This window comes from Gammaproteobacteria bacterium, from assembly GCA_041395725.1.
In the GTDB taxonomy this organism is placed as follows: domain Bacteria; phylum Pseudomonadota; class Gammaproteobacteria; order Pseudomonadales; family Pseudohongiellaceae; genus NORP240.
Genome location: JAWKZW010000001.1, coordinates 3,379,230 through 3,403,936 on the forward strand (window position 1 = coordinate 3,379,230; position 24,707 = coordinate 3,403,936).

Here is a 24,707-nt window from a genome sequence, read left to right on the forward strand (position 1 = left end):
TTGAATACGGTTGAATATCGGGCGTACTGGCGATGAATGGGCAAGCAGAATCCAAGAATATAGATGTTTCACAGGTGTTAAGGAAAAGCGCTGACAACGAGATGGATGCGCTTGAAGAATGCCTGGTGGTTAAGAATCTTGATCTTTTCTATGGAGACAAACAGGCCCTCCAGGACATTAATCTTTCCATTCCAAGGAAGCGGGTCACTGCTTTTATCGGCCCCAGCGGTTGCGGCAAATCGACTTTACTGCGTTGTTTTAACCGCATGAACGATCTGGTTGATGGCTGCGCGATAGATGGCACCATCGAACTGGATAACATGGATATTTATCAGAAATCTGTCGACGTGGCCGATTTGCGGCGGCGGGTCGGCATGGTGTTCCAGAAACCGAATCCGTTTCCAAAGACCATTTATGAGAATGTTGCCTATGGATTGCGGATTCAGGGCGTCAATAGAAGACGGATTCTGGATGAGGTGGTGGAAACCTCTCTGCGCGCTGCCGCTCTTTGGGACGAAGTTAAAGACCGTCTGCACGACAGCGCCCTGGGGCTGTCTGGTGGTCAGCAACAACGGCTGGTTATTGCCCGCACAGTCGCAGTGGAGCCGGAAGTACTTCTGCTTGATGAACCAGCCTCCGCACTCGACCCGATTTCGACTTTGAAAATTGAAGAGCTTATCAATCAGTTAAAAACCAATTACACGATTGTCATCGTAACCCATAACATGCAGCAGGCCGCAAGGGTCTCGGATTTCACAGCGTTCATGTATCTGGGCAATATGGTTGAATATGACAAAACCGATAATATTTTTACCAATCCTGCCGAAAAGCAAACTGAGGACTACATAACAGGTCGATACGGTTAAATCCTGTAAGATAGTTGCTCAAAGTCGGTTCTTTTATTATTCATCAGCTGTGATTGGCGGCCTGCAGGCCGGCCGGTCAGGACACAAAACCCTATGATCCAGGAAGTGGAAAACCACAGTCATCACATCTCACGACAGTTCAACATTGAACTCGAAGATGTAAAAACCCGTATGTTGGAAATGGGTGGTAAGGTTGAGAAGCAACTCAAGGACGCCATTGATGCCCTGACAGGCCTCGACAGCGCGCTTGCGCAGCGGGTACGCAAGGATGACAGCCAGATCGATGCACTGGAGGTCTCTATAGACGCCCAGTGCAGCCGGATTCTCGCTCGACGACAACCCGCTGCGAGCGATTTAAGGCTTATTCTTGCCATCATCAAGACCATCCGCGATCTGGAGAGAATCGGTGACGAATCGAGCAAAATAGCCAAAATGGCGATTCGGCTGGCACAGGATGGTGATCTGCCGAAAGGGAGCGACGAGATTCAGCTTATTGGCGATCAGGTCTGTATCATGGTTCACAATGCGCTGGATGCCTTCGCCCGCTACGATGCGAATTCTGCCGCTACGGTGACTGACTCGGACGAGGATGTCGATGAGCAGTACAGTAACGCTATCCGGGCCATGATCGACTGGATGCAGGAGGAGCCTGCCAAAATTGATCGTTTTCTCAATCTGATCTGGGCCCTGCGGGCATTAGAGCGGATTGGCGATCATGCGGAAAACATTTCGGAACACATTCTTTACGTAGTGCGTGGTAAAGATGTAAGGCATAGTGGCCTGAACACGTAGTCCTGCCCCAGAGCCTCACTGCTGCTGCCACTGCTGGTGGCAGTCTGGCTTCAAACCAAGGCGTCCCTGGCGCTCTTTCTGCTCTGCGCGAGCCTGTCTCGTGTTGTGCAAGGCTTAGTCCGTTGAGATCCAGTATAGCTATCCCCTGCCTCGCACCGATGGTACATGTTGTTTTTCGCCCTTTCCCCGGGGCGGCTCTTCTTCCTCGGGTCTGTCGTCGAAATTTACCGATTGAGCCGGCGCTGGCCGGGTGACTGAAACCATGCGAACGGCTTGCGCTGCCTCCGTGCTGAGGCGGAAAGCTGGCCTATTCGGCCTGTTCGGCGCTGATGCCGGCAAATGTTTCAGAAAGATTACCAGGTCGTCACAATGTCATCATTTTGTCATATAGCTGAAATATAGTGCGCTGCATTCCTGATCGGAAGCTACTACCTATATTGACTCGAAAAAAGCTTGGAGGCAGCCCAATGACACGAGAAAAGATGATCACCCGCATACGCCAGGCCGTAATTGCCGTAGTGTTGGCAGAAGCTGTCATCAGTGCGCAGGCAGCAGATAAAGAATTGCTCGATATTCTGTTAGGGAACGGAGCGATCACTCAGCAACAGTACCAGGAGCTGCTCGAAAGGGAGACGCTCAACAGCGACGATATAATTCAGCAGCCGGCCTCTGCCCCGGCCGGGTTCGACGAGGCAGTAGCGACCGAGGTCGCCAGACAGATAGGGGATCAATTTCCTGTCAAGGCCAGCTACGAAAGCAGTGGTTTTCGCTTCTATACACGGGATGGAAACTGGCGCACCGAGCTGCAGTGGCGGGCGCAGATGCGCTATACGGATCCGTATCGTTCTGATCCGCGACAGCTGTCAGCCTTCAATGGCGACGATCAATCAAATTTTGAAGCACGCCGCTTGCGAATGAAGATTGGCGGTTACGGTTTCCAGCCGTGGATCCGTTACTACTTTGAAGTGGATCTGCAACCCTCCCGCGATGTGGATGACAGCAGTTCTGATGCCAGCGCAAGGGTCATTGACTGGCGTATTGATCTGGCCAAGTGGGACTGGGCAGGACTCCGGGTCGGGCAGTGGAAGGTGGATCTCAACCGCGAACGGGTTGATTCATCCGGTCGCCAGCAGTTCGTGGAACGCTCAATTGCCAACCGGGTTTTTACTATTGATCGTCAGGTCGGTATCCAGCTCAGGGGACACCTGTTCCAGGATACCCCTGCGGACATGCGATATTATGCCGGTGTCTTCAATGGCGAAGGACGCGGAGTGAACAATACCGATGACAACCTCATGTACATGGGCAGGTTGCAATGGAACTTCCTCGGCCGCGACCTGGCCTGGCGACAGACTGACGTCGAATACACGGAGCGTCCGACTGGGAGCCTGGCAATCGCGGGCGCCACTCACACCGGCAGTTGTACGCGCTGGTCCTCGTCAGGATGCGGCAACCTGGATGGCTTTGAAAGGCCTGCTGCGGCGGCGCCGGATCTCTACGAAATCAACCAGGTTGTGCAGGAATTTGCCTTCAAATACCAAGGCTTTTCTGCGCAACAGGAACATCATCGAAAGAGAATTCGTAACACTGTTACTGGAGCCCGCAGTGAGCTGACCGGCGGCTATGTTCAGGCCGGCTATTTCTTCCATAACCTATTTCCGGCTTTTCCAGCGCCACTGGAACTGGCTGCCCGTTATGCCTATGTGGACGAGCCCAATGCGGTTAATCTGGGCCTGGAAAACGAGCGTGAGGAATTTACCCTGGGTGCTAACTGGTTCTTCAGTGGCCATAACAGCAAACTGACCCTGGACTATTCCAGGCTCACACTCGATGACACGTATGTCGGGCTGGATGAAGAAGGGAATCGGTTCCGATTCCAGTGGGACGTCTCTTTTTGAGTGGCCGGAAGAAAGGCGCGTGGTTCCGCCACTTACTCTGTGATTACTTGAGGGAGTTTTAAGCCAGAGGCGAAGAGTGGAGTGCTTCGCCTCAGGTTTTCAGGGAGAAAGCGTTTTGCGATTGTCAGGGAAATGGCAGGTAAAACAACTGCCTTTACCCAGCTGGCTTTCAATCGTCAGGGTCGCGCCATGCCGGGCAAGGATATGCTTGACTATAGCCAGTCCTAATCCGGTGCCGCCGGTGGCGCTCGATCGACTCACATCAACCCGGTAAAATCGCTCGGTTAATCGGGGAATGTGCTGAGTAGCAATGCCGATGCCGTTATCCCGCACAGCTATTTCCACGCCTGAATCGGGACGTCTGCCAAGCAGTGTTATGGTTCCACCGGCCGGTGTGTATTTGGCGGCGTTGATCGATAGATTTGATATCGCGCTGTAAAGTTCGCCTCTGTCTCCTGTCAACACGACATCCTCTTCACATTCAACAGTAATGGAGTGATTCTTATCTTCAAAAATATTCAGTGTGTCACTCCTGATTTCATTGAGTAACCCATAGATATTAACGGGTCTCTGATCCATGGAGGCTGCCTGTGTTTCCAGCCGCGACAGGATCAGAAGATCGCGCAGGATGTTTTCCATCCGTCGTGACTGCTGATGCATCTGCTCCAGCGCTTTTCGCCAGCGGGGTTCCAGAATCTGATTGTTTTCGAGCATGGTCTCAAGGTAGCCACTAATGACGGTGATTGGCGTCCGTAGTTCGTGCGATACATTGCCCACAAAGTCCTTGCGCATCATTTCCAGTTTTTGAACCTGTGTTATGTCACGCACTATCAGCAACTTTTCGTTTTCACCAAACAGGGTAATGTTAAGTTCAAGGGTAATTTTATTGTTGATCGGGGAGTGTATAACCAGGGGCTCCTGGTAGTCTTTCTGGGTGAAATAGCGGGTGAACTTGGGGTCACGTATCAGGTTGCTGGCATTTTGCCCGCGGTCGGTCGGAAACCGGATGCCAAGCAATGTTTCTGCCTTGGTGTTCCACCATTCGAGGGCGTTCTTACTGTCGATAAGGATAATGCCGAAATCAAGGGCGGACACAGATTTTTGCGCTCTTAACAGAATCCCCTGGAGCTCTTCCTGGGCCTTTATTCCGCTTCTGTGGAGCCGGTCGACGTTGTCAAAAAGCTGCCCCCAGTAGCCACGGCTTTCCGGCGGGGGCTCCTGTGGGCTGTCCCTTAATTTGCCCAGCCACAGGTCCAGCCGGCGCAAATGTATGAGGTTGAAAATAAAGTGAATCAGCAGGGCAAGGAACAGGAAAAAGAAAAAATTGCCAAACAGAAAGCCCAGCAGCCCTCCTGTCAGCAGCATTACTAGAACGCGGTTTATTTCCAGTCGCCAGTCTTGAGCCACGATCCGGGCCTTAGTTCAAATTCGAGGCACTATAGCTAATACCCCGGTTAAAATATACGGTGTATTGGCCGGCGTCAGGCATGGCGAGTGAGAGGCTTCAGGATGGCTTGACAGAAAATCGATAGCCAGCGCCTCTCACGGTCTGGATCAGTCTGGCGTAGTTGATGCTGCTTTCAATGGAGCCCAGGGCCTTGCGCAGGCGCCTGATGTGCACATCGATGGTACGCTCATCAAGGTAGACATTACCTCCCCAGACCTGGTCCTGAATGCTGTCGCGGCTGAAGACCTTCTCCTGGTGGGTCATGAAAAATTTGAGCAAGCGGAACTCGGTAGGGCCCATGTCTACGGGCCTGTCCTCGATGGTAATCCGGTGACTGCCCGGGTCGAGCTGCAGGTCGTAGACGCGCAGGACTTTGTCCTGTTGCTTGTCGTGAGTTCGCCTGAGCACCGCCTTGATTCGAGCGACCAGTTCACGGGGAGAAAAGGGCTTGGTGACATAGTCGTCGACACCGGCATTCAAGCCCTGGACCTTGTTATCTTCACTGGCCTTGGCCGTCAGCATGATAATCGGGATATTCTCGGTGAGTTCCTCCCGCTTGAGGCGCCTTGCGAGTTCAATACCGCTGCCTCCGGGTAGCATCCAGTCCAGCAGAATAAGATCCGGCTTGTTATCCACTACCGCAACATGGGCCTGCTGTGCGGATTCTGCCGAGATGCTGTCATAGCCGGCAAGATCCAGCGTAATGGCAATCATGTCCTTGATGGCAGGTTCATCTTCGACGATAAGGATTTTTGCGTCTGGCATAAGTGTGCTCGAGGTGACATACCCTGTTGATTTAGCGAGTATTTTACTCGGGTTAATATGACAAAACCATGACAGCGGAAAGGATTTGGTCGCATAAGTTCGCGAACTGACGGGTAATGGCTTATGGGCAGGCTCAGAGTGCCGATACCCACAGTACCTTGCCGTCCAGTAGGGCTTTTCTGGACGAACACTTCCTTAAAGTTAGGCAACCAAGGGAATATTTCGTATAATTGCGCAGTCCGCCTATGCGGATATCAAGGGAAACCCATTCAAACTAATTCTGGTGTAAATAATGCTGATTAATTTTCGCAAACTATGTGCCGTCGGTGCATTGCTTATCGTCTCCACGCAGGCGTTAACCCTGAATGCTGCGGAGGGGCAGTTTTATATCGCCCCGGGCATTCAATGGATGGATTTCGATAATCAGTGGCATCTGGACGATGACGAGGGCTACTTCTTCGGTCTGGGGTATGATTTTACAGACCAGTGGAGCGCTGAATTCAATATTGCCGATCTTGACCCCAGAGACAAGACCAATACAGATCAGGATATCGATCTCTGGAAAGTGGACCTGCTTTACGGTCTGAACGTCAATATCGGACCGCTGCAGCCGTTTCTGGTCACCGGTTTTGGCAACGGTAATTTTGATGGCGAGGATGAGTCGCTGTGGAATTATGGTGGCGGTCTTCGGTACGACTTCACAGACAACCTCTCACTGCGAACCACCCTCAGGAATTTCCATTTCCAGGGCAGAGACCTGGAAGACAATGAGTTTGGAATCGAGACCGCTCTTATCTTCCGATTTGGTGGCCCCACCAGGTCTGCCCCGGCCCAGGTGGCAGAGGCACGCCCGACTCCAGCCCCTGCGGCTCAGCGGGACTCAGAGCCGGATGCTGACGGCGACGGTGTGCCAGACAGTCGCGATGCCTGCCCGGATACGCCACGCAACTATGCAGTGGACTCCCGCGGTTGCCCGATCCCTGTTGAGGAAGTTGCCCGGATAGAACTGGATGTGAAGTTTGAATTCGATCGCTCGGACGTGCGTCCACAGTATTTTCCAGATATTGAGGAAGTCGCTGAGTTCATGAGCCAGTACCCGGATGTTATCGTTGAGCTGGAAGGCCACACTGACAGCATGGGAACTGACCAGTACAACCAGGGTCTGTCCCAACGCCGCGCTGAAGCCGTCCGCCAGGTGCTGATCGGTCGCTACAACGTGCAGGCGAGTCGCGTGTCTGCTACCGGCTACGGTGAGTCCCAGCCAGTGGCGAGCAACGAAACGGCAGCGGGGCGGGAGCAGAACCGTCGTGTGATCACCGTGATCATCAAGACTCTGCAAGACTACCGGCCTCGTTAAGGCCTCCCACGGCAAAGCCGATCCTCAGTGGGTCGGCTTTGTTCACTGCCTGCTTTGTTCTATCCCCATGCCCTCCACGGGTGCCTGCACGAAGAGAATCAACGGTGTTCGTACCCGCAATCAGTGACCGCGACCTGATCTGGAAAGACTGCCAACAATTTTTCCCGCAACCTCCTCCTGTCTGGCGTCACTGGCTGCTGGACCAGGGTTCCCTGACTGAAGCGCTGGTTGCCTTCAGTAATGGGCATTTTTCGGTTCAGGTAGTATCTGAATCCTGGTGGCAGGGCACTTCTCCCTACTTGATCAGACTGCTGGGTGCCAGATTGGCCAGCCAGCGCATGTGGTCGCGCAAGGTAATCCTCAAGGGCCATGATACGCCCTGGGTGTTGGCCCATACGCTGGTTCCGCAGGTCAGCCTGATGGGTAAGCTGGGGGCGGTCAGAAAGTTGCGTAATCAACCACTGGGAGCCTTTCTTTTCAGTCATCCCGGGCTGCGGCGCAGCCGGCTGGATATCACCCATGGGAACGACTCATGGGGACGCTGTTCCCTGTTCGAGTTGGATTGGCGCCCGATTCTGGTGGCGGAGTTCTTTTTGCCTGAACTGGTCTGCGGTAACCCCTGATTTCCCGAAGTTTCTATTTGATTGCGAGCGGTTGCCTGGTCGCGGTTGGCCTGGTATTACGGTCGCGTGGATCTATACTTTAAGGAACTTCTGATCTGCTACCGCAGAGTTTTGTGGTAATTAATCGGAGTTTCCTAAGAACGCGGCAAGGGATTGCCACCAATTCGGCGGCCTGTTCTCCAGGCTGCCAGCTATCAGGGAAGGTACGCCAATGAATGAAGAAAAACCTCGGGAAATAGCTGATGCACCAATTGCCGGGTACGAGGTACTGCTACCCGCCAGCGAGTCACTGTATGAGTCCGGATATTTTGAACTGGAAGTCCGCCGGCCGTCAGGCGCCAGGTGGGCGGCACCAAAGCTGCCCTCGATTGGCCAGGCGCACCATGAACCAGCGCCCGGATCTCATCGCTGCGCTGACACAAGTCCCGATGCAACAAGACTCTATCTTAAAGAAATAGGCGTGGCGCCATTGCTAAGTGCCAGCGAGGAGGTCTATTACGCTCGGCTTGCCCGTGCCGGTGATCTGGCCAGTCGCAACCGGATGATCGAGAGCAACTTGCGGCTGGTGGTAAAAATTGCCCGGCGCTACCTGAATCGCGGAATGGCGCTTCTGGATCTTATCGAGGAGGGCAATCTGGGGCTTATTCGGGCAGTCGAGAAGTTTGATCCCGAAAAAGGGTTCAGGTTCTCTACCTATGCAACCTGGTGGATCCGCCAGAATATCGAACGAGGACTCATGAATCAGGTTCGAACGGTCCGCCTTCCGGTACACGTGGTCAAGGAGCTAAACGTGTGCCTGCGGGCAAGACGCGAGTTGCTGCAGAGGCACGCGAGTGAACCGAGCGCCGAAGAGGTTGCAGCACTGGCCGACCGCCCTGTGGTAGCGGTCAAGCGGTTACTGGCGCTTGACGAAAAAGTGACGCCATTGGATGACCCCCTTAACGCTGAGTATGCCCTGGCTGACAGTTGCGCGCTGGCGGAAGACACCACAGCTGAGCCGGGCGGATTGATTCAGGATAACCAGGTGGCTGAGAGACTCAGGCAGTGGATACAGGAACTGCCCGCAAAGCATCAGGAAGTGCTGGAGAGGCGCTTCGGCCTGAATGGTCGCTCGGTAGATACACTCGAAAACGTAGGCGCAGAAATCGGTCTGACCAGGGAGCGTGTGCGGCAGATTCAGCTTGAGGCGCTGAACCAGCTGAAGCAGATTATGGGGCGGGAGGGGGTCAGTCAGGAGAGCATGTCACGGGTGGGCTGAAAGTGACACTGCTACCCCCGGACTGAGTCATTGGCGGCTACGGGGCAGAGATTGGAGCTCCTTGAACTAACTCTGTGGCTGCTTTATGCTTCATCGCCCTTGCCACGATGCGTCTGTGGCGTCGCAGAAGTCCATTACGGGCGGGAGAAAAAAGCAGTGACATCCAGTCAATTCGGTGCCCTCGCGGGCAAGCGCGTGATCGATCTGTCGAGAGTGCTCGGCGGCCCCTACTGCACCCAGATACTGGCGGATCATGGCGCCGAAGTAATCAAGATTGAGCCCCCTAGAGGCGACGAGACCCGTGACTGGGGGCCGCCTTTTCACGAGGGTGATGCCGCCTACTTCATTGGCGTCAACAGGAACAAGCGTTCAATTGGGCTGGATCTTACTGTGGAGGCGGGTAGGTCGGTGCTGCTGCGGATGCTGCAGGATGCCGACATTCTGGTGGAAAATTTCAAACCTGGCACCATGGAAAAGTGGGGGTTGGGTTACGAGGCTGTGCTGGCGGAGAGATTTCCCCGTCTCATACATTGTCGCGTCAGCGGTTTTGGTGGGGACGGTCCGCTGGGCGGGTTTCCCGGCTATGATGCCATTATCCAGGCGATGGCTGGCTGGTTCAGCGTAAATGGAGAGCAAGGCAGTGAGCCGACCCGATTGGGGTTGGCCATGGTGGATATGGGCACCGGGCTGTATTCGACAATTGCTATCCTTATGGCGCTCGCTGAGCGGGAAAACTCCGGTCGCGGTCAGTATCTGGACATGACGCTGTTCGACTGCGCGGTGTCGCTTATGCACCCGCACATAGTCAACTACAACATGTCCGGAAAGATCCCCGGACCCACGGGGAATGCACACCCTAACATCAGCCCCTATGACACCTTTCGCACCGGTACCGTTGACATCTTTATCGGAGCGGGGAATAACGGGGCATTTGCCAAGCTGTGTGTCGAGTTGGAGCGTCCGGAGCTCATCAATGACGCCCGATTTACCAATAACATCGACCGGGTAAACAATCGCGATGACCTGAAGCGGGAGCTGGAGTCTTCCCTGAAGGAACTCGACGGAAACCAGATTTTTCCACGTCTGTTGAATGCCGGTCTGGCCTCCGGACCGATCTACAACACAGAGCAGATAGTCAATCATCCCCATACCCGACACAGGGAGATGAGTGTTGAAAATGGCTGGTATAAAATGTCCGGGACCCCGATCAAAATGTCGAGGACTCCCGGCAAAATTGAGTCTCTACCGCCAAAGTATGGTGAACACAGCCGTGAAATTCTTCAGCAATTTGGATTCAGCGACGCTGAAATTTCTGATCTTCTGGCCGAAGAAACTGTTTTGACAAAAAGAAAATAGCCATAAAAACAGGTAGATAACTCCTTTTGTAAGCCGTTATTCTGATTTCTGGAGTGTATCTGGACTAAGCGCTTGCATCTTCGTGTTTTGGTGTTATAGTTAACTACAACACCAAGCAAGAGAATTGCTGTGCAAATTTCCTGGAACGACAAAGAGCCGATTTATCTTCAACTGCGTGATCGTCTGGTGGACCTGATCCTCGATGGCGTATTGCAGGAGGGGGAGCCTTTACCTTCGGTTCGGCAGATTTCCAGTGAGCAGCGGATTAACCCGATTACCGTCTCGAAATCCTTCCAGCTTATGGTGGATGAGGGATTGGTAGAAAAGCGAAGGGGGCGTGGAATGTATGTGGTTACAGGTGCAAAAGCTAGGCTTACCGATCTCGAGAGGCAACAGTTCCTCAAAGAGGAATGGCCCGCCATATTGCGAAGAATTGCGCGACTTGGCCTTAAAGTTGATGAACTACCTGGCGGCGCGGCAGCTGATTCTGGCGCGGATACTGACCGCTAAAACAGAGAAAGAGTGATGGAAACAGTCGTCAAAGCCAACTCCCTGAGCAAGCACTACGGTAAATTTCAAGCGCTGGACGGTATCAATCTGAGCATACCTGCCGGAGCGATTGCCGGGCTTATTGGTCCTAACGGCGCAGGTAAAACAACCACGCTGAAGGCGCTGCTGGGTCTGTGCGATTTCGACGGAGAGTTGCTGGTCGTGGATCGGGACCCTCGGAAATCCCGCCATAAGCTGATGGAAGACGTGTGTTTTATCGCTGACGTGGGAATCCTTCCTCGCTGGATGAAGGTATCGCAGGCAATTGACTACGTGGAGGGTGTGCATCCACGCTTCCAGCGCGACAAAGCAGAGGCCTTTCTGGCGACCACGGAGATCAAGCGCAACTCCAGAATCAAGGCATTATCCAAAGGCATGGTGACGCAGCTTCACCTGGCACTGGTCATGTCTATCGACGTGAAACTGTTGGTGTTGGACGAACCGACCCTGGGCCTGGATATCATATACCGTAAAGAATTCTACGACCGGCTGTTGAATGACTACTACGACGGGGGCAGGACGGTAATTATCAGCACTCACCAGGTTGAGGAAATAGAGACACTGCTTACCCATTTGTTGTTCATCGATCGGGGCCGCATTGTTCTGGATTTACCGATGTCCAGCATCGCTGACCGATTCATCGAAGTGCTGGTAAGGGCGGAGGATCTGGACGAAGCGATGGAGTTGCATCCCATTTATACAAGGAACCTGCTGGGGAAGAAGGCATGTCTGTTCGAGAATTGCTCCCGGGAACAGTTGTCCCGGTTTGGCGAGTTGCATACGCCGGGTGTTTCTGATCTGTTCGTTGCCAAGTTGAGATCGACCAAGCTGCAGGGGGGAGTGTCGGCTAATGAATAGCACCGTATTCAGGCAGTTCGTGGTATTACTCAGGCGGGAAATGTGGGAAAGCAGCCGTCTTTTTATCGCATCACCGACTGTGCTTGCCGGCTTGTCGCTGGTCATCCTGTTGTGGATTTTTCTCGAAGTGCCGGTTGATATCAAGGCTGAAGGTATAACCCAGCTTGGGAGTTATCTGCAGGGAGTCAGCCCTTACCAGTTGATGCCGGTATTCATGGTTTCTGCTATACCATTCATGATTGTCCTCTATATCTGTGCCCTCATTTACCTGGTTAATGCGCTGTATCATGATCGCAAGGACTCCAGTATCCTTTTCTGGCAGTCGATGCCGGTCTCCAATCTGGCGACTGTGCTTTCCAAGGTCGTTACGGTCAGTTTACTCGCGCCGCTGTTCACTGCGGCGGCGAGCGGCCTGTTGATCCTTTTCAGTGTGCTGGTTATTGCAGTGCTGAGTGCTAGTCACGACGTAGTCATTGCGCCATTCTGGTCGCTCCTGGGCGCCGGGCTATACAGTACGCTGCTGGTTTATCTGACGGCGGTCCTGGGTGCTTTGTGGCTGTTCCCGACAATTGGCTGGATATTGCTGTTCTCAGCGTATGTCCGCAGCCTGCCATTCCTGTGGACTTTCGGCGCTTTCATTCTGCTTTTGCTGCTTGAAGACTTTGTTTTTGGAACGCAATTTCTGGGTAATTGGGTGCAGACCCGAACCAGTAATTACAACTACATTATTTTCGATCTGCAGGATTTCTTTCAGCGATTGTTCAGTTATGACATGTTGATTGGTATAGCTTTTGGCTCACTGCTGATTGGCGGCGCAGTCACTATGCGACGCTTTACGGATTAACAGGCTGCTGATCAGGGATGGCCTGGGTACAAACATCAATCGGGTTTTAAAAATGGATAAGATCAGATTAGTTCTATTTAAGGATCGGCATCGTTTGCTGCTGTCGACAATTGCCTGCTATATGGTGCTGGTGGTCATCGAGGGGTTGATCATGGACCGGGATTCAAGGGTTTACTCTTTCGAGAACCCGTACTTTGAATTGAATCTGAATAATATTGAGGATTTTGAACCACGGGATGAAAGATTTCGTTGACAGCTTTATTCTAAGGTGGAACTGGTAACCAGCCCATAGAAAACATTCTGAAAGTCGAAACCTCCAGGCGTCGCTGACCCTGGAGGTTTTTTCTGCTCTGGGAGCCCCTGTTCGCTCGCGGTGACAAGGTCAGTCTTTTAAGCGTTGATAACATGAATTGTGTTGAACGGTATAATCGTGTTGGCACGTTTTGCGTCAATCCCCCAGTGTGCCGTATCCGCCAGTGTCATTGAATACCTGATCGAAAACCACGTCGCTGATCTGGTTACCATCAAGGGTGGGGATTTCTGATCGGGCTAAAGTGATTGCGGATGAAATATCCCCCTTGCTAAGGATGTCCGTGGTAAATGCCAGCCGATCGCGCTGGATCTGATAGCCACCAGTCTGATCCGGCGGGTTGCTGCTACTTCCTAAGCTGGGATAGACTGCGTTTCGAAATTTGTTTTGGGGGATAATAATGAAGAACACCCGTGTATTGCTGGCTAAGCGCCCAGTCGGTGAGCCCGATGACAGCTGTTTCAGGATCGACCAGGTAGATGTCCCGGAATTGAGGGAAAACCAGGTACTTGTCAAGGTTCTCTGGTTGTCACTCGACCCTTACATGCGCGGTCGAATGAACGATGTAAAGTCTTACGCTGACCCGCTCCAGATCGGTGACGTCATGACCGGTGAATCCGCGGGTGTTGTTATTCAGTCTACATCTCCGAATTTCGCACCGGGCGACTATGTCTGTGCCCATGCGGGCTGGCAGACCATGCTGGTAATAGATGATAACTCACCGCGACTGATGAAAGTCGATCTGAATAACGGCACATTACAGGCCCATCTTGGAGTGGTAGGCATGCCGGGTAGAACCGCCTATTTCGGTCTGCTGGAACTGGGCAAGCCAAAGGCCGGCGAGACCCTGGTCGTCGCAGCGGCATCCGGTGCCGTTGGCTCGGTAGTGGGGCAGATCGCTAAGATCAAGGGGCTGCGCGTGGTCGGTATAGCGGGGGGGCAGGAGAAATGTCGTTATGTGCGGGAAGAATTGAAATTTGACGATTGTATTGACTACAAATCTGACAATTGGCAACAGGCACTGAAAAATGCCTGTCCGGATGGGGTGGATATTTATTTCGAGAATGTGGGAGGCGATGTCACTCGCGCAGTAGCGCCCCTTTTAAATGAGGGAGCACGAGTACCAATTTGCGGATACATATCCAATTACAATGATGAGGATATCACCAAGGCAGAAACTCCGTTTCACATTCTTAAGAAACTCGACCCGGTTCCAGAGCATCGATTTTTCGTGGTTACGGAATGGACTGATCGCTGGGTGCAGGCAACCAGGCAGCTGGGGGCCTGGGTCGCCGAGGGAAAAATAAAGTACCGGGAATCAATCGGAGAGGGTATTGAAAACGCTCCGGAGTTGTTTCGAGGTATGTTGAAGGGCAGGAATTTCGGCAAGCAGCTGGTAAAGATAGCTGACGAGTAAAGCGAATGACGGAAGATTTTTCACTGGCTGGCCTGTTTTCTCTACAGGGAAAAACTGCGTTGGTTACCGGCGGATCCAGTGGCCTTGGTTTTAGCATGGCCAAGGGACTGTTGCAGAATGGCGTCAAGGTGACTATTTCATCGCGCAGCCAGGATAAGTGCGATGCCGCAGTAGCCGAGTTGAGGCAGTACGGTGATTGTCTGGCAATACCGGCGGATGTGACAGATAAGGAAGACAGGCTGCGGCTGCTGACTGCTCTGCGTGATCGCGGGCCCGACGGGGGGCTCGATATCCTGATCAACAACGCAGGAACCAACTGGGGTGCGCGGCTTGAAGACTACCCGGACGAGGGATTTGCCAAGGTAATCAACACTAATCTGAATGGCGTATTCTCTCTGACCAGGGATCTGGTTCCCTTGCTGGCAAAAGCCGGCAGACGGGAAGATCCGTCCAGAGTAATCAACATTGGTTCCATGGATGGCCTGCAGGTCCCGGTCGTGCAGCGAGTGCCGACGTTCGCCTATTCGGCCAGCAAGGCAGCACTGCACCACTTGACCCGCACGCTGGCTGTGGACCTGGCCAGCAGGCATATTACTGTCAATGCCATAGCGCCGGGATTTTTCGAGTCCAGAATGACCGATTACGTGCTGGCGAACTATCAGCAGGACATCGAGGCAGACTGCCCGCTGGGTCGGATCGGTCAACCGGCTGAAATTGTTGGTGTGGTAATCTACCTTGCTTCTCGTGCCGGTAACTATACTAACGGTACAGTTATCCCGGTGGACGGTGGCACCAGCATCAGCAAGGGTGCCAGGTCCTGGCTTGATTCGCCGAATTAAATCACACAGTCAGCCCCGATCTGCTAATCCCGGTCTCCTGGCGGTTACGGTGCCGGATGAGCCATTAATCAGAGGCTCCTGAAATCAAGAAAGAGGCAACTATGAGTTTATTTGATTTAACTGACAAGGTCGCGCTGATAACCGGATCGACCAAGGGTATTGGTAAGGCTATTGCGGTGCGCATGGCCGAGCAGGGTGCCCGGGTGGTAATTTCCAGCCGGAACCAGGATGCCTGTGAAGAAGTCGCCGACGAGATTCGCCAGGCAGGTGGTGAGGCAGTCGCAATCGCCTGTAACATCAATTACAAGGAGCAATTGCAAAATCTAGCTACCCGAACCATTGAGCTGCTGGGCCCCATCGATATTCTGGTCTGCAATGCTGCTCTTAATCCCTATTATGGACCAATACAGGAAATTCCAGACGCTGCGTTCGACAAGGTCATGCACGCAAATATCGGCAGTGTCCACAAACTTTGCCAGTTGGTGATTCCGGGTATGGCGCAGCGGGGCGGGGGTGCTGTCATTATCGTTTCCTCCATTGGTGGTTTGAAAGGCACCGACAAGCTTGGCGCCTATGCTATCTCCAAGGCGGCTGATATGCAGATCGCCCGGAATCTGGCTGTTGAGTGGGGCCCCGCGAACATACGGGTAAACTGCATCGCCCCAGGGCTGGTAAGAACTGATTTTGCAAGGGCACTGTGGGAAAATCCCGAAACCTATGCTGCCACGGTAAAACACTACCCGCTCAGGCGTATCGGTGAGCCGGACGAGATTGCCGGGGCTGCCATTTATCTGGCCTCGGCGGCTGGAAGCTTTACTACCGGTCAAACGCTGGTGGTAGACGGTGGTGGTACAATTGCCAGCTAAGCGAATCAGTTATTGAGGTAATACGAATATGATGAATCTGGGGCTGTCTGATGAGATGGCGGAGATAAGGGAAAAAATTCGCACCTTTGTTAATGAAAAGGTTGAGGCGGTTGAGCAGGAATACCAGGACGAGGTAGGAGTCGGTGATCGTTGGTCGCATACGCCGCGCCAGGAAGAAATACTCAACGGGCTCAAAGCAGAAGCCCGCAATATGGGGCTGTGGAATTTTTTCCTGCCGGAAAGTCAGGGTGGTGCGGGTATCACCAATCTCGAATACGCTCACCTTGCTGAGATTATGGGGCGGAGCAGGCTGGCATCAGAAGCGTTTAATTGCAGCGCGCCGGATACCGGCAACATGGAGGTCCTGGAACGCTACGGATCAGAGGAGCAAAAACAGCAATGGTTGAAGCCGCTGCTGGCAGGCGAGATCCGATCAGCGTTTGCCATGACTGAACCCAACGTGGCCTCGTCAGATGCAACCAATATCTCCACGTCTGCGGTGCTTGATGGCGATGAGTGGGTAATCAATGGAGAGAAGTTCTACATTTCCGGCGCCGGGGATGCTCGCTGCAAGATAATGATAGTCATGGTTATCACCGATCCTGATGCTCCCAAGTATAGTCGCCAGTCGCAGATCCTGGTGCCGATGGATGCAGAGGGCGTGGAAGTCGTGAGGCCAATGGAAGTTTTCGGGCGAGACGATGCCCCCCATGGCCATATGCATATTAAATTTCATAATGTACGGGTTCCGGAATCCAATATCATTCTGGGCCGTGGCAGGGGCTTCGAAATTTCCCAGGGGCGTCTGGGTCCGGGGCGTATACACCATTGCATGCGCTCTATAGGCGCCGCGGAAAAAGCACTCGAGTTGATGTGCCGGCGCTCCCTCAGTCGTGAGGCATTCGGGCGCCCCCTGGCAGAACTGGGTGGGAATTACGATGTGATTGCAGACAGCCGTATAGAGATCGACATGTGCCGACTGCTGGTATTAAGGGCTGCCTACCTGATGGACACTATCGGTAACAAGGCTGCCCGGGACGCCATTTCGCAGATTAAAGTGGCTGTGCCCAATATGGCGTTACGGGTGATCGACCGGGCCATCCAGATGCACGGGGCGGCCGGGGTTTCGCAGGATTTTCCGCTGGCCGCCCTGTGGACCAGTCAGCGTACTCTGCGACTGGCCGACGGGCCCGACGAAGTGCACCGTCGCGTAGTCGCTCGCAAGGAGCTGGCCAGGTACGACAGCTGAAGTGTCACGGTGAAGAATTTGTAAAGCGAGGCCGGTACGTTTGTCACCAGTCTCGCCAAAATTCGTGTCTCGTGCCGTGGCCATGCGAGATTGCCGACCACCTCAAGCCTGCTGCTTTGATCAGCAACGGCACGACCCTTAGCGGAAATCAATACCCAGGCGCCAGGATAACCGGGCTTAACCCGTATGCCTATCACCAGCAACAACATCAGCGTTATCATTCCAACTTTCAATCGAGCCCGCGTATTGGCGAGAGCGCTTGATTCAGTGTTCGCTCAGTTGCTGCTGCCGATGGAAGTCGTAGTAGTTGACGATGGCTCCACTGACAGCACTGCCGAGTTGGTGCGTGGGAATTATCCAACGGTTCGCTATATTAAGCAGCTCAATCAGGGTGTCAGTAGTGCGCGCAACACTGGAGTGGCAAACAGTCAGGGTCGCTGGCTCGCGTTTCTTGACTCGGATGACGAGTGGTTGCCGGACAAGTTAAAAAAGCAAATGGCTGCGATCGAGCAAGAGGACATGCTGCTTTGTCATACTGATGAATTCTGGATACGCAATGGCAGACATGTCAATCCCAAGCGCAAGCACGCCAAGGCCGGCGGTCATATCTTCGAGAGGTGCCTGCCGCTGTGCGCGATCTCCCCTTCCTCCGTATTGCTGCGGCGGGATCTGTTTGAGAGGGTGGGAGGGTTCGATGAGACCCTGCCGGCCTGCGAGGACTATGATCTGTGGCTGCGAATCTGTGCGCGCTATCCCGTGCTGTTTGTGAATGAGCCGTTATTACGCAAGTACGGCGGAAACGCTGATCAGCTGTCGACGCAGCATTGGGGTATGGATCGTTTTCGAGTTTCTGCGCTGCAGAAAATACTCCAGTCCGGAATTCTTGACCGGAGCCAATATCGGTCCGCTAAAGCAATGTTAGTGAGCAAGTGTGAGATCCTGATCAATGGCGCCTTGAAGAGAGGAAAGCCGGAGCAGGCAGAGTTCTATCGTCGAATGATCACCCCATTGAAAAGTCCCGCTGACCACAATTCTGTGTTTTCTCAGCGTTATGACTGAGTCCGGCGCCAGGGGCAGTGTGAATCTGGTGGTTGCGCTCGCGTGCGAGGCACGCCCCCTGGTTCGGTATTTTGGCCTGAAACAGGAAGTATCCCGCGGTGGAATGCGCATTTATTCCGACGGCAGGGGGCTCACGCTGCTCATCAGTGGTGTGGGAAAGACAGCGATGGCCGGTGCCTGCGGTTACCTTGCTGGCCTGCAGCAGCAGTCAAACCGGCAGGCCGCCTGGCTGAACATAGGCATAGCAGGCCACGGTGACCGTACTTTGGGAGATGGGGTGCGGATAAACCGTGTGACTGATCTGGCCAGCGGCCGCGTCGCCTATCCGCCCCTGGTCGTTCCCGCGGACTGTCCGTCTTCGGCGCTTGTTACTGTAGAACAGCCACAGCTCAGCTATGATGACGATGTTGCATATGACATGGAAGGAAGTGTATTTGTGGCGGTCGCCAACCGCTTTGTAACGGCGGAGCTGATCCAGCTTTTTAAAATCATATCCGATAATCGGGAATCTCCTGTCGTTGAGGTGACCGAAAAGAAAATTGTAGGGTGGGTAGAGGGTCAGCTGGGAATTATTGATCGTCTGATTGGGAATCTGGCGTTATTGTCGAACGAATATAATGGCTTGTATACGCTCCCTGATGAGTTTCACCAACTCGCGGCACTGGTCAGGCTGACTGCCAGCCAGCGTGTGCAGCTTGAATCGAGCTATCGGAGGTATCATGCGCTTGGGGGAGTTGATTTGCTGGGAAAGTTGACGCACGCTCCGATAAGTGACGGCAAAGAGTTGCTGGAAAAGGTGCAGGGGCTGATACCGCTGTTATGAAGTTTTCCTGCATCTACATCGAAGAGGAAGTGCGTGATACGCCCCGGGTTGAGGAAATTCTTGGGAGGATTCGAGACGTACCTGTGGTGCCAATTGAAAGATACGGCGAGGTGTTTAATCGTCGAGCGCAGAATTTTCGGCTGCAGAAACGTAACCCCGCCCTGATTCTGGCCAAAAAACATGGCAGGCTGGTTCTGCCGGCGCCGTCCGGATACGGATTTCGCGCGCCATCAAGCTACTACTTTTCTCATATGCTTAACTGCGTGTACGATTGCCGGTATTGCTTTCTGCAGGGGATGTATCAGTCAGCCCATTATGTGCTCTTCACGAATTATGAGGAGTTTGCGCAGCAGATTGCCGTGGCAGGTGCGGAACAGAAACAGGCAGTTTTCTACAGTGGCTATGATTGCGACAGTCTGGCGCTGGAGCCGGTGAGCAGGTTTATCAGTTACTTCGTGGAGTGGTTTTCCAGGCAGCCAGACCTCATCATGGAGATTCGTACCAAGAGCACCCAGGTACGCGACCTGCTGCAGCGCGGGCCGCTGCAGAACTGTGTCATAGCCATGAGCTTTATGCCCGAAGAGGATTATCAGCGCTGGGAGCATCGTGTACCCTCTATCCCCAAGCGGCTTGAGGCGCTGTCCAGATTACAGCAGCAAGGCTGGCCAGTGGCTCTGCGGTTTGAGCCGCTGATTTACAGTCCGGATTTTCAGCACAACTACGCGCGTCTTTTCGAGGATGTTTTCAGTCGACTGGACGCATCGAAACTGCATTCGGTCAGTATCGGATTGTTCAGAATGCCGCGGAATTTTTTCAACAGAATAGCGACGATCTACCCCGACGAGTCGCTGTTTGCCCGGCAGTTCGATCAGCAGGACGGGCAGGTTCAGCAACTGCATGATCAGCGTGAAGAGATGCAGGAAGAAGTCGAAAAGCTTCTGTTTCGTTATATCGACAAAAGACAGTATTATCACTGTGCCTGAAATGATGCGCGGAATCACCCCATGGGCCGATCGATAGAGAAAATTGAATTCGAGAGTGAAGACTACCTACGCTTCTCAGCGCGTCTGCGGGAGAATCTGGAAGCGCTGCGGCGACTGCTTGAACGGCCGGGTTTCGGCAAAGGCCAAGGGTCTTTCGGTGCCGAGCTGGAGATGTATCTGATCGACAGCGAGGGTAATGCCCTTTGCCAGAACCAGGAAATACAGCGGATGATGGGGAACCCGCAGCTGACTCTGGAGCTCAACCGGTTCAATCTGGAATATAACCTGACTCCCTTCGCCATGAACAACAGGCCATTCTCGCGCAGCGAGGACGAACTTCTCGGTGCTATGGCGCAGGTGAGAGAGTGCGCTGAGCGTGTAGATGGTCGCGCAGTACCGATCGGAATTCTGCCGACTCTCCGTACCGTGGACTTTAACAACAAGACCATGACAGATGTGCCGCGCTATCACGCATTGGCCAATCGCCTGAAGCGTGATCGGGGCGGGTTGTTCAAGATTCATATCAAGGGGCAGGATGAGCTGCATCTGGAGATCGATGATATTACCCTCGAAGGCGCCAATACATCTTTTCAGGTTCACTATCGTGTCGATCCCGAGGCATTCACCGATACCTTTAATGCCTTACAGCTGGTGACGCCACTGGTATTGGCCATAGCCAGTAATTCACCCATCGCATTCGGCGAGCGGTTGTGGCATGAGACCAGAATTCCTCTATTCAAGAAATCCATCGATACAAGAAAAGAGCAACTGCTGATGAATGCTCCCTGGCATCAGCTGCCGAGAGTTAACTTTGGCAATGGCTGGGTACGAAATGGGATTCTTGATCTTTTTGCCGAATCAGTACATTTGTATCCTGTGCTGCTGCCTATTCTGGACGACGAAGACAGCCTGGCTACAGTAGCAACAGGGGGGATGCCAAAACTTTCCGAGCTGCGCCTGCAACAGAGCACTGTCTGGTTGTGGAACAGGCCGATCTATGACGATGCATCCGGCGGGCATTTGCGTATCGAACTGAGAGCCCTGCCATCCGGTCCGAGTGTAGTGGATATGATGGCCAATGCCGCTTTGGCGATAGGTCTGACCGAAGGTCTGCGCCCGGAGATAAACCGACTTATCACCGCGCTGCCTTTTTCCTATGCCAACTATAATTTTTACCGGGCGGCGGAGTTTGGTGTCCACAGTCGCATTCTCTGGCCTGACCCCGATGCGTCCCAACTCAGCGATGCGCCGGTGCTGGAACTGCTGCAACGCCTGTTGCCGGTGGCCTACGCCGGGCTGCAGTCAATCGGTGTCGAAACCAGTGAAATTGACCGCTACCTGGGTGTCATAGAGAGGCGTATTGACCGCGGTTTGAGCGGTGCGGAATGGCAGTTGCAGAAATATGATGCGCTGCGTCGTAAGCATGACAGCAGAACCGCCTGCCGTCTTTTGCTCGATCACTACTACGAGCAGAGTACAGCTAATAAACCGGTTTCAGAATGGGACTGACCTCCTCCTGAAGTAGACAGGGATCAAAAGTAAAGCGATGTTTCAACAGACTGAAAGCAATTCCCTCATTCATCACTTCGACAGTTCAATAAGCGACGATATTGGCGAGACCATAGAGGAGTTTCTGGCGTTTCTGCCGGGTCCCAGCCGCATCAGGCTGAAGGGGAAGGACTCCAGCCGTTGCCGTGTACTGGTTACGCTATTGCACGGCAATGAGCCGTCAGGCATGCGGGCTCTGCACAAGCTGTTAAAGCATGGCTGCGATCCGGCGGTGGACATCTATTGCTACCTGATAGCGACGGAAGCCGCGGCTCTGCTGCCATTGTTCACCCACCGTCAGGTTCCTGGTAAGCGGGACTATAATCGTTGTTTTTTACCACCTTTTGAGGTCGATGATCAGGGGCCTGTCTGTGCCCAGCTGCTGGATGAAATATTTCGGCTGAATCCGGAGGCGGTCGTCGATATGCACAATACCTCGGGAGAAGGGCCGTCATTTGGCGTAACAACCAGCTACGATGAAAAGCACGACGAGATCGTCTCGCTGTTCAGCGATCGCCTGGTAGTGACAGATCTGCGGTTGGGGGCTCTGATGGAAACCAACACGGCCAGAGTGCCAGTTGTCACTATTGAATGCGGTGGCTCATTCGAATCCGTGGCTGATCGGATTGCCCTGGAGGGGGTGTCACGCTATTTCAGCAAGGAAGAGTTGTTCGCGGAAGAGACCAGGGATTATGGTATAGAGCTGTTCGTTAATCCCATGCGGGTGGAAATGCATCAGGCGACAACAATATGCTGCGCGGAATCTCATGTACGGGGTTCAGACATTACGCTTATCAGGGATATCGAGCATCTTAATTTCGGCCTTGTCACACCCGACACACTGCTTGGCTGGGTGTCTCCGGAGGCCATGAGTAAGATGGCAGCGTTTGATGCTGAGCGAAAAAATCATTTCACGGCGCTCTACCGTGAAGAGGGCGGCGGGTTGTTTCCGCGGCACAATCAAAAGCTTTTCATGATTACTTCCAATCTGGAAATAGCCCGAAGTGATTGTCTATGGTATGTGACTCCGGCGGAGTAATAGCGCTGGCAGGTTTTTGACAGACTGGTACGCTTGCCGATACATCGCTATAGCCAGACTCAATAGTTAATCAGAAGCTCCCATGGTTTCCATGTTGATATCCTTCTCGAGGACTGTGCCATCAAGATCCTGAACTGAGTAGAGAGGGCCGGCGGGAGCGGCATAAAGGGTAATAATGTATTCTCTGGTTTTCAATATTCCCGTTGCAACCGGAGCAGTGTTCCTGTCAGATTCAGAACAAGCGGATAAAAACGTCACGGCCAGCATTATTATGACGGTGCGCGATAAGGCGCCGAGTCGAGTTCGCATTGCAGTATATTGCTCTCGTATCAATAATTTCTGTCGGTCAGACTCTGTCGCCACTTAAGTGTCGGGTCGGGATTGTCGCTGTAGATGAGTCGGCCGTCGAAATGCATGCGGTCCACGCCATAGACTTCATAAAGGGCTTCGAGGCTGCTGGCGGGATTGATTAACAGGCTGTCCAGTTCCGTCAGTGTACTCTGATCGGAGAGTGCCTGGGCTGTATACATGAGTCCGGCATCGCGCATGCCCCCGACAATGAGTATCTGGTTTTCGCTACTGGCTGGAAAAGTCGAAAAGAACCCGTAATCTCGAAACTGCTGCCCTTCTTCCGGTAAACCGGCGTCGCTGGTGTAATACCTGCCGGTCTGAGTATTCAATAACTCATCGTAGCTGCGACCGATCTGCAGGTTGGAGGCAGCGAAGACCATGTCGCTGAGTTTGTCGAGGGCGGACAAGTAACCCACATAGATAATATGGTTTTCCCTTAGTTCGATGGTTGTCAGATCGGACATCATGACCACCTGAAAGTGCTTTCCGCTGGCGCTCAGGATCGGGATTATCCTGGAGAGGGCATAGGCACTTCCTTCCGGCATGTAACTGAGATCGAGATCCTGATAATTGTGTGTTGTTTCCCAGTCGCTGAAGTGCCTTTCCTCCAGGTCGTTTCTGGAGTTGATAGTGAAATCCCGCACCATGCGGCCGATATTTCCCCGTTCGTTCAGCTCTCCAAAAATGTAATAGTCTCCCATTACGAGCATGATAGGCTGATCGTCGTCCAGCAGGTTTTCCCAGATCGACGAAACCAGGGGAGGAGCGTGCGGCGGGATACGATCGGCGTTGCGGGTTAACGAAAGGCTTACCAGGTTGGCGAGAAATAGCAGAATGACAGTCAGGGCGAGTCCTCGCATGCTGACTCGACTGCTTGCCGGTCGAGCCGGGGCGGGTACAGCAGCGTCTGGCCGGTTGTCGACCGCCGCTATGGCGTACTGCCCTTTGGGAATTACTATCCGGTAGGGTGCTTCCGCCTGGTGAGAATCGTAATAACTATCGAGTTTTTTGCGTAGCTGGTGAACGTACGCACGTACCGAGGAGTCTCGGGATACATCGTAATCGGAGCCTTTGCCGAGGGCATCCGCCGCTATTTCTATTTCCTTCGGGACCTTCCCGGCCAGAGAGCACCTTAACAGGTAGTCCAGCAGTGCCTCATATACCGGTGACCGGCCCAGTTCCCCACTGGCTTTGATGTGATCAACCAGTTGTTTGATGTCGTCGGCCGTAAACGCCTGCTCTAGCTGAAGGTAAGTCGGGTTGTCCGATGGCAGTGAGGTCATAGTTAATGTCGGACCGGGATGCGCTGAAAAAATAAGCAGGCAAGCAGCAGGAAGTCGTAAGCTAAGCCCTGGGGCAAAATAAATCAACCGCCAGCACTGGCAGAGTCCAATTCGATGATTGCCCGTGTGAAACGCGAATTCAGGTGTTTGCGACAATATGTCGCAGGGGGCTTCAGGCCTGTTGCCTGCGCTTAGAAGCTGGCGTTGTTGGTACCGCAGGCCTGCCCTTATTGCTCTGTTACCTATTGAAAAATAAGATAAAAAAAGAAATGGCGGTCGGGGCTTTGGTGCCGCGCAACCGGCGTAGGCAGGTCGCGGATATAAGCG

General features: G+C 53.4%; 25 protein-coding genes. 20 read left to right on the forward strand and 5 right to left on the reverse strand.

Annotated features, from left to right (window positions below; genetic code table 11):
• Positions 1–101: 101 nt before the first annotated feature.
• The 3 genes from pstB (at position 102) to R3F50_14870 (ending at position 3,556) form a co-directional block, all read left to right on the forward strand.
• The gene (gene pstB, locus R3F50_14860; protein ID MEZ5491580.1) at positions 102–866 is read left to right on the forward strand and encodes a phosphate ABC transporter ATP-binding protein PstB; all 765 of its coding nucleotides are present in this window, start codon (positions 102–104) and stop codon (positions 864–866) included.
• 93 nt (positions 867–959) lie between these two features.
• A complete protein-coding gene (gene phoU, locus R3F50_14865) occupies positions 960–1,658 on the forward strand; it encodes a phosphate signaling complex protein PhoU (protein MEZ5491581.1) in 699 nt (232 codons plus the stop codon).
• Between the two features lie 467 nt (positions 1,659–2,125).
• Entirely contained in the window at positions 2,126–3,556 is a 1,431-nt protein-coding gene (locus tag R3F50_14870) for a porin (protein MEZ5491582.1), read from the forward strand.
• Positions 3,557–3,655: 99 nt separating this feature from the next.
• On the opposite strand, the gene phoR is transcribed toward R3F50_14870, so the two are convergent.
• A complete protein-coding gene (gene phoR / locus R3F50_14875; protein MEZ5491583.1) occupies positions 3,656–4,963 on the reverse strand; it encodes a phosphate regulon sensor histidine kinase PhoR in 1,308 nt (435 codons plus the stop codon).
• A gap of 97 nt (positions 4,964–5,060) precedes the next feature.
• On the reverse strand, positions 5,061–5,768 hold the full coding sequence (gene phoB, locus R3F50_14880) for a phosphate regulon transcriptional regulator PhoB (GenBank protein MEZ5491584.1): 708 nt from the start codon (positions 5,766–5,768) through the stop codon (positions 5,061–5,063).
• A 292-nt stretch (positions 5,769–6,060) separates the two neighbouring features.
• Between phoB and R3F50_14885 the strand changes: the two genes are divergently transcribed.
• From R3F50_14885 to R3F50_14920, 8 genes are all read left to right on the forward strand, one after another.
• Entirely contained in the window at positions 6,061–7,125 is a 1,065-nt protein-coding gene (locus R3F50_14885) for an OmpA family protein (GenBank protein ID MEZ5491585.1), read from the forward strand.
• Positions 7,126–7,229: 104 nt separating this feature from the next.
• On the forward strand, positions 7,230–7,748 hold the full coding sequence (locus tag R3F50_14890; GenBank protein MEZ5491586.1) for a chorismate lyase: 519 nt from the start codon (positions 7,230–7,232) through the stop codon (positions 7,746–7,748).
• 211 nt (positions 7,749–7,959) lie between these two features.
• Entirely contained in the window at positions 7,960–9,006 is a 1,047-nt protein-coding gene (rpoS, locus tag R3F50_14895) for an RNA polymerase sigma factor RpoS (protein MEZ5491587.1), read from the forward strand.
• Between the two features lie 156 nt (positions 9,007–9,162).
• Positions 9,163–10,362 (forward strand): CoA transferase, encoded by a 1,200-nt coding sequence (locus R3F50_14900; protein ID MEZ5491588.1) that lies wholly within the window; start codon positions 9,163–9,165, stop codon positions 10,360–10,362.
• A 129-nt stretch (positions 10,363–10,491) separates the two neighbouring features.
• Positions 10,492–10,872, forward strand: a complete 381-nt coding sequence (locus R3F50_14905; GenBank protein MEZ5491589.1) for a GntR family transcriptional regulator — start codon at positions 10,492–10,494, stop codon at positions 10,870–10,872.
• 15 nt (positions 10,873–10,887) lie between these two features.
• Complete coding sequence (locus R3F50_14910; protein ID MEZ5491590.1) at positions 10,888–11,769, forward strand: ABC transporter ATP-binding protein; 882 nt, start codon at positions 10,888–10,890, stop codon at positions 11,767–11,769.
• A complete protein-coding gene (locus tag R3F50_14915; GenBank protein MEZ5491591.1) occupies positions 11,762–12,613 on the forward strand; it encodes a hypothetical protein in 852 nt (283 codons plus the stop codon). The genes R3F50_14910 and R3F50_14915 overlap by 8 nt, the downstream gene beginning before the upstream one ends.
• Positions 12,614–12,665: 52 nt before the next feature.
• The gene (locus tag R3F50_14920) at positions 12,666–12,866 is read left to right on the forward strand and encodes a hypothetical protein (GenBank protein MEZ5491592.1); all 201 of its coding nucleotides are present in this window, start codon (positions 12,666–12,668) and stop codon (positions 12,864–12,866) included.
• A gap of 195 nt (positions 12,867–13,061) precedes the next feature.
• Here the strand turns inward: R3F50_14920 and R3F50_14925 are convergent, their stop codons facing one another.
• On the reverse strand, positions 13,062–13,334 hold the full coding sequence (locus tag R3F50_14925; protein ID MEZ5491593.1) for a hypothetical protein: 273 nt from the start codon (positions 13,332–13,334) through the stop codon (positions 13,062–13,064).
• Here R3F50_14925 and R3F50_14930 point away from each other — a divergent pair.
• The 9 genes from R3F50_14930 (at position 13,324) to R3F50_14970 (ending at position 22,746) form a co-directional block, all read left to right on the forward strand.
• A complete protein-coding gene (locus tag R3F50_14930; GenBank protein MEZ5491594.1) occupies positions 13,324–14,340 on the forward strand; it encodes an NADP-dependent oxidoreductase in 1,017 nt (338 codons plus the stop codon). The genes R3F50_14925 and R3F50_14930 overlap by 11 nt on opposite strands.
• A 5-nt stretch (positions 14,341–14,345) precedes the next feature.
• The gene (locus tag R3F50_14935; GenBank protein ID MEZ5491595.1) at positions 14,346–15,179 is read left to right on the forward strand and encodes an SDR family oxidoreductase; all 834 of its coding nucleotides are present in this window, start codon (positions 14,346–14,348) and stop codon (positions 15,177–15,179) included.
• A gap of 101 nt (positions 15,180–15,280) precedes the next feature.
• Positions 15,281–16,045 (forward strand): glucose 1-dehydrogenase, encoded by a 765-nt coding sequence (locus R3F50_14940; protein MEZ5491596.1) that lies wholly within the window; start codon positions 15,281–15,283, stop codon positions 16,043–16,045.
• 31 nt (positions 16,046–16,076) lie between these two features.
• A complete protein-coding gene (locus R3F50_14945) occupies positions 16,077–17,294 on the forward strand; it encodes an acyl-CoA dehydrogenase family protein (protein ID MEZ5491597.1) in 1,218 nt (405 codons plus the stop codon).
• A gap of 186 nt (positions 17,295–17,480) precedes the next feature.
• On the forward strand, positions 17,481–18,353 hold the full coding sequence (locus R3F50_14950; protein ID MEZ5491598.1) for a glycosyltransferase family A protein: 873 nt from the start codon (positions 17,481–17,483) through the stop codon (positions 18,351–18,353).
• A 19-nt stretch (positions 18,354–18,372) separates the two neighbouring features.
• The gene (locus tag R3F50_14955) at positions 18,373–19,176 is read left to right on the forward strand and encodes a hypothetical protein (GenBank protein MEZ5491599.1); all 804 of its coding nucleotides are present in this window, start codon (positions 18,373–18,375) and stop codon (positions 19,174–19,176) included.
• Positions 19,173–20,159, forward strand: coding sequence for a DNA photolyase (locus R3F50_14960; GenBank protein ID MEZ5491600.1), 987 nt, complete (start codon positions 19,173–19,175; stop codon positions 20,157–20,159). The genes R3F50_14955 and R3F50_14960 overlap by 4 nt, the downstream gene beginning before the upstream one ends.
• Positions 20,160–20,180: 21 nt before the next feature.
• Positions 20,181–21,668, forward strand: a complete 1,488-nt coding sequence (locus R3F50_14965) for a glutamate--cysteine ligase (protein ID MEZ5491601.1) — start codon at positions 20,181–20,183, stop codon at positions 21,666–21,668.
• A 37-nt stretch (positions 21,669–21,705) separates the two neighbouring features.
• A complete protein-coding gene (locus R3F50_14970; GenBank protein ID MEZ5491602.1) occupies positions 21,706–22,746 on the forward strand; it encodes a succinylglutamate desuccinylase in 1,041 nt (346 codons plus the stop codon).
• Positions 22,747–22,812: 66 nt separating this feature from the next.
• Here the strand turns inward: R3F50_14970 and R3F50_14975 are convergent, their stop codons facing one another.
• Complete coding sequence (locus R3F50_14975; GenBank protein ID MEZ5491603.1) at positions 22,813–22,941, reverse strand: hypothetical protein; 129 nt, start codon at positions 22,939–22,941, stop codon at positions 22,813–22,815.
• Positions 22,942–23,075: 134 nt separating this feature from the next.
• Positions 23,076–24,380, reverse strand: coding sequence for a hypothetical protein (locus R3F50_14980; GenBank protein MEZ5491604.1), 1,305 nt, complete (start codon positions 24,378–24,380; stop codon positions 23,076–23,078).
• Positions 24,381–24,707: the final 327 nt, after the last annotated feature.

What these genes read in the sequence shown, in the direction of transcription:
- R3F50_14965 (MEZ5491601.1), top strand. Translation starts at nt 20,181, where the DNA reads ATGGGCCGATCGATAGAGAAAATTGAATTCGAGAGTGAAGACTACCTA.
- R3F50_14915 (MEZ5491591.1), top strand. Translation starts at nt 11,762, where the DNA reads ATGAATAGCACCGTATTCAGGCAGTTCGTGGTATTACTCAGGCGGGAA.
- R3F50_14920 (MEZ5491592.1), top strand. Translation starts at nt 12,666, where the DNA reads ATGGATAAGATCAGATTAGTTCTATTTAAGGATCGGCATCGTTTGCTG.
- R3F50_14980 (MEZ5491604.1), bottom strand. Translation starts at nt 24,380, where the DNA reads ATGACCTCACTGCCATCGGACAACCCGACTTACCTTCAGCTAGAGCAG.
- phoB (MEZ5491584.1), bottom strand. Translation starts at nt 5,768, where the DNA reads ATGCCAGACGCAAAAATCCTTATCGTCGAAGATGAACCTGCCATCAAG.
- rpoS (MEZ5491587.1), top strand. Translation starts at nt 7,960, where the DNA reads ATGAATGAAGAAAAACCTCGGGAAATAGCTGATGCACCAATTGCCGGG.
- R3F50_14910 (MEZ5491590.1), top strand. Translation starts at nt 10,888, where the DNA reads ATGGAAACAGTCGTCAAAGCCAACTCCCTGAGCAAGCACTACGGTAAA.
- R3F50_14885 (MEZ5491585.1), top strand. Translation starts at nt 6,061, where the DNA reads ATGCTGATTAATTTTCGCAAACTATGTGCCGTCGGTGCATTGCTTATC.
- R3F50_14950 (MEZ5491598.1), top strand. Translation starts at nt 17,481, where the DNA reads ATGCCTATCACCAGCAACAACATCAGCGTTATCATTCCAACTTTCAAT.
- R3F50_14935 (MEZ5491595.1), top strand. Translation starts at nt 14,346, where the DNA reads ATGACGGAAGATTTTTCACTGGCTGGCCTGTTTTCTCTACAGGGAAAA.
- R3F50_14960 (MEZ5491600.1), top strand. Translation starts at nt 19,173, where the DNA reads ATGAAGTTTTCCTGCATCTACATCGAAGAGGAAGTGCGTGATACGCCC.
- phoU (MEZ5491581.1), top strand. Translation starts at nt 960, where the DNA reads ATGATCCAGGAAGTGGAAAACCACAGTCATCACATCTCACGACAGTTC.
- R3F50_14940 (MEZ5491596.1), top strand. Translation starts at nt 15,281, where the DNA reads ATGAGTTTATTTGATTTAACTGACAAGGTCGCGCTGATAACCGGATCG.
- R3F50_14930 (MEZ5491594.1), top strand. Translation starts at nt 13,324, where the DNA reads ATGAAGAACACCCGTGTATTGCTGGCTAAGCGCCCAGTCGGTGAGCCC.
- R3F50_14970 (MEZ5491602.1), top strand. Translation starts at nt 21,706, where the DNA reads ATGTTTCAACAGACTGAAAGCAATTCCCTCATTCATCACTTCGACAGT.
- pstB (MEZ5491580.1), top strand. Translation starts at nt 102, where the DNA reads ATGGATGCGCTTGAAGAATGCCTGGTGGTTAAGAATCTTGATCTTTTC.
- R3F50_14870 (MEZ5491582.1), top strand. Translation starts at nt 2,126, where the DNA reads ATGACACGAGAAAAGATGATCACCCGCATACGCCAGGCCGTAATTGCC.
- R3F50_14945 (MEZ5491597.1), top strand. Translation starts at nt 16,077, where the DNA reads ATGAATCTGGGGCTGTCTGATGAGATGGCGGAGATAAGGGAAAAAATT.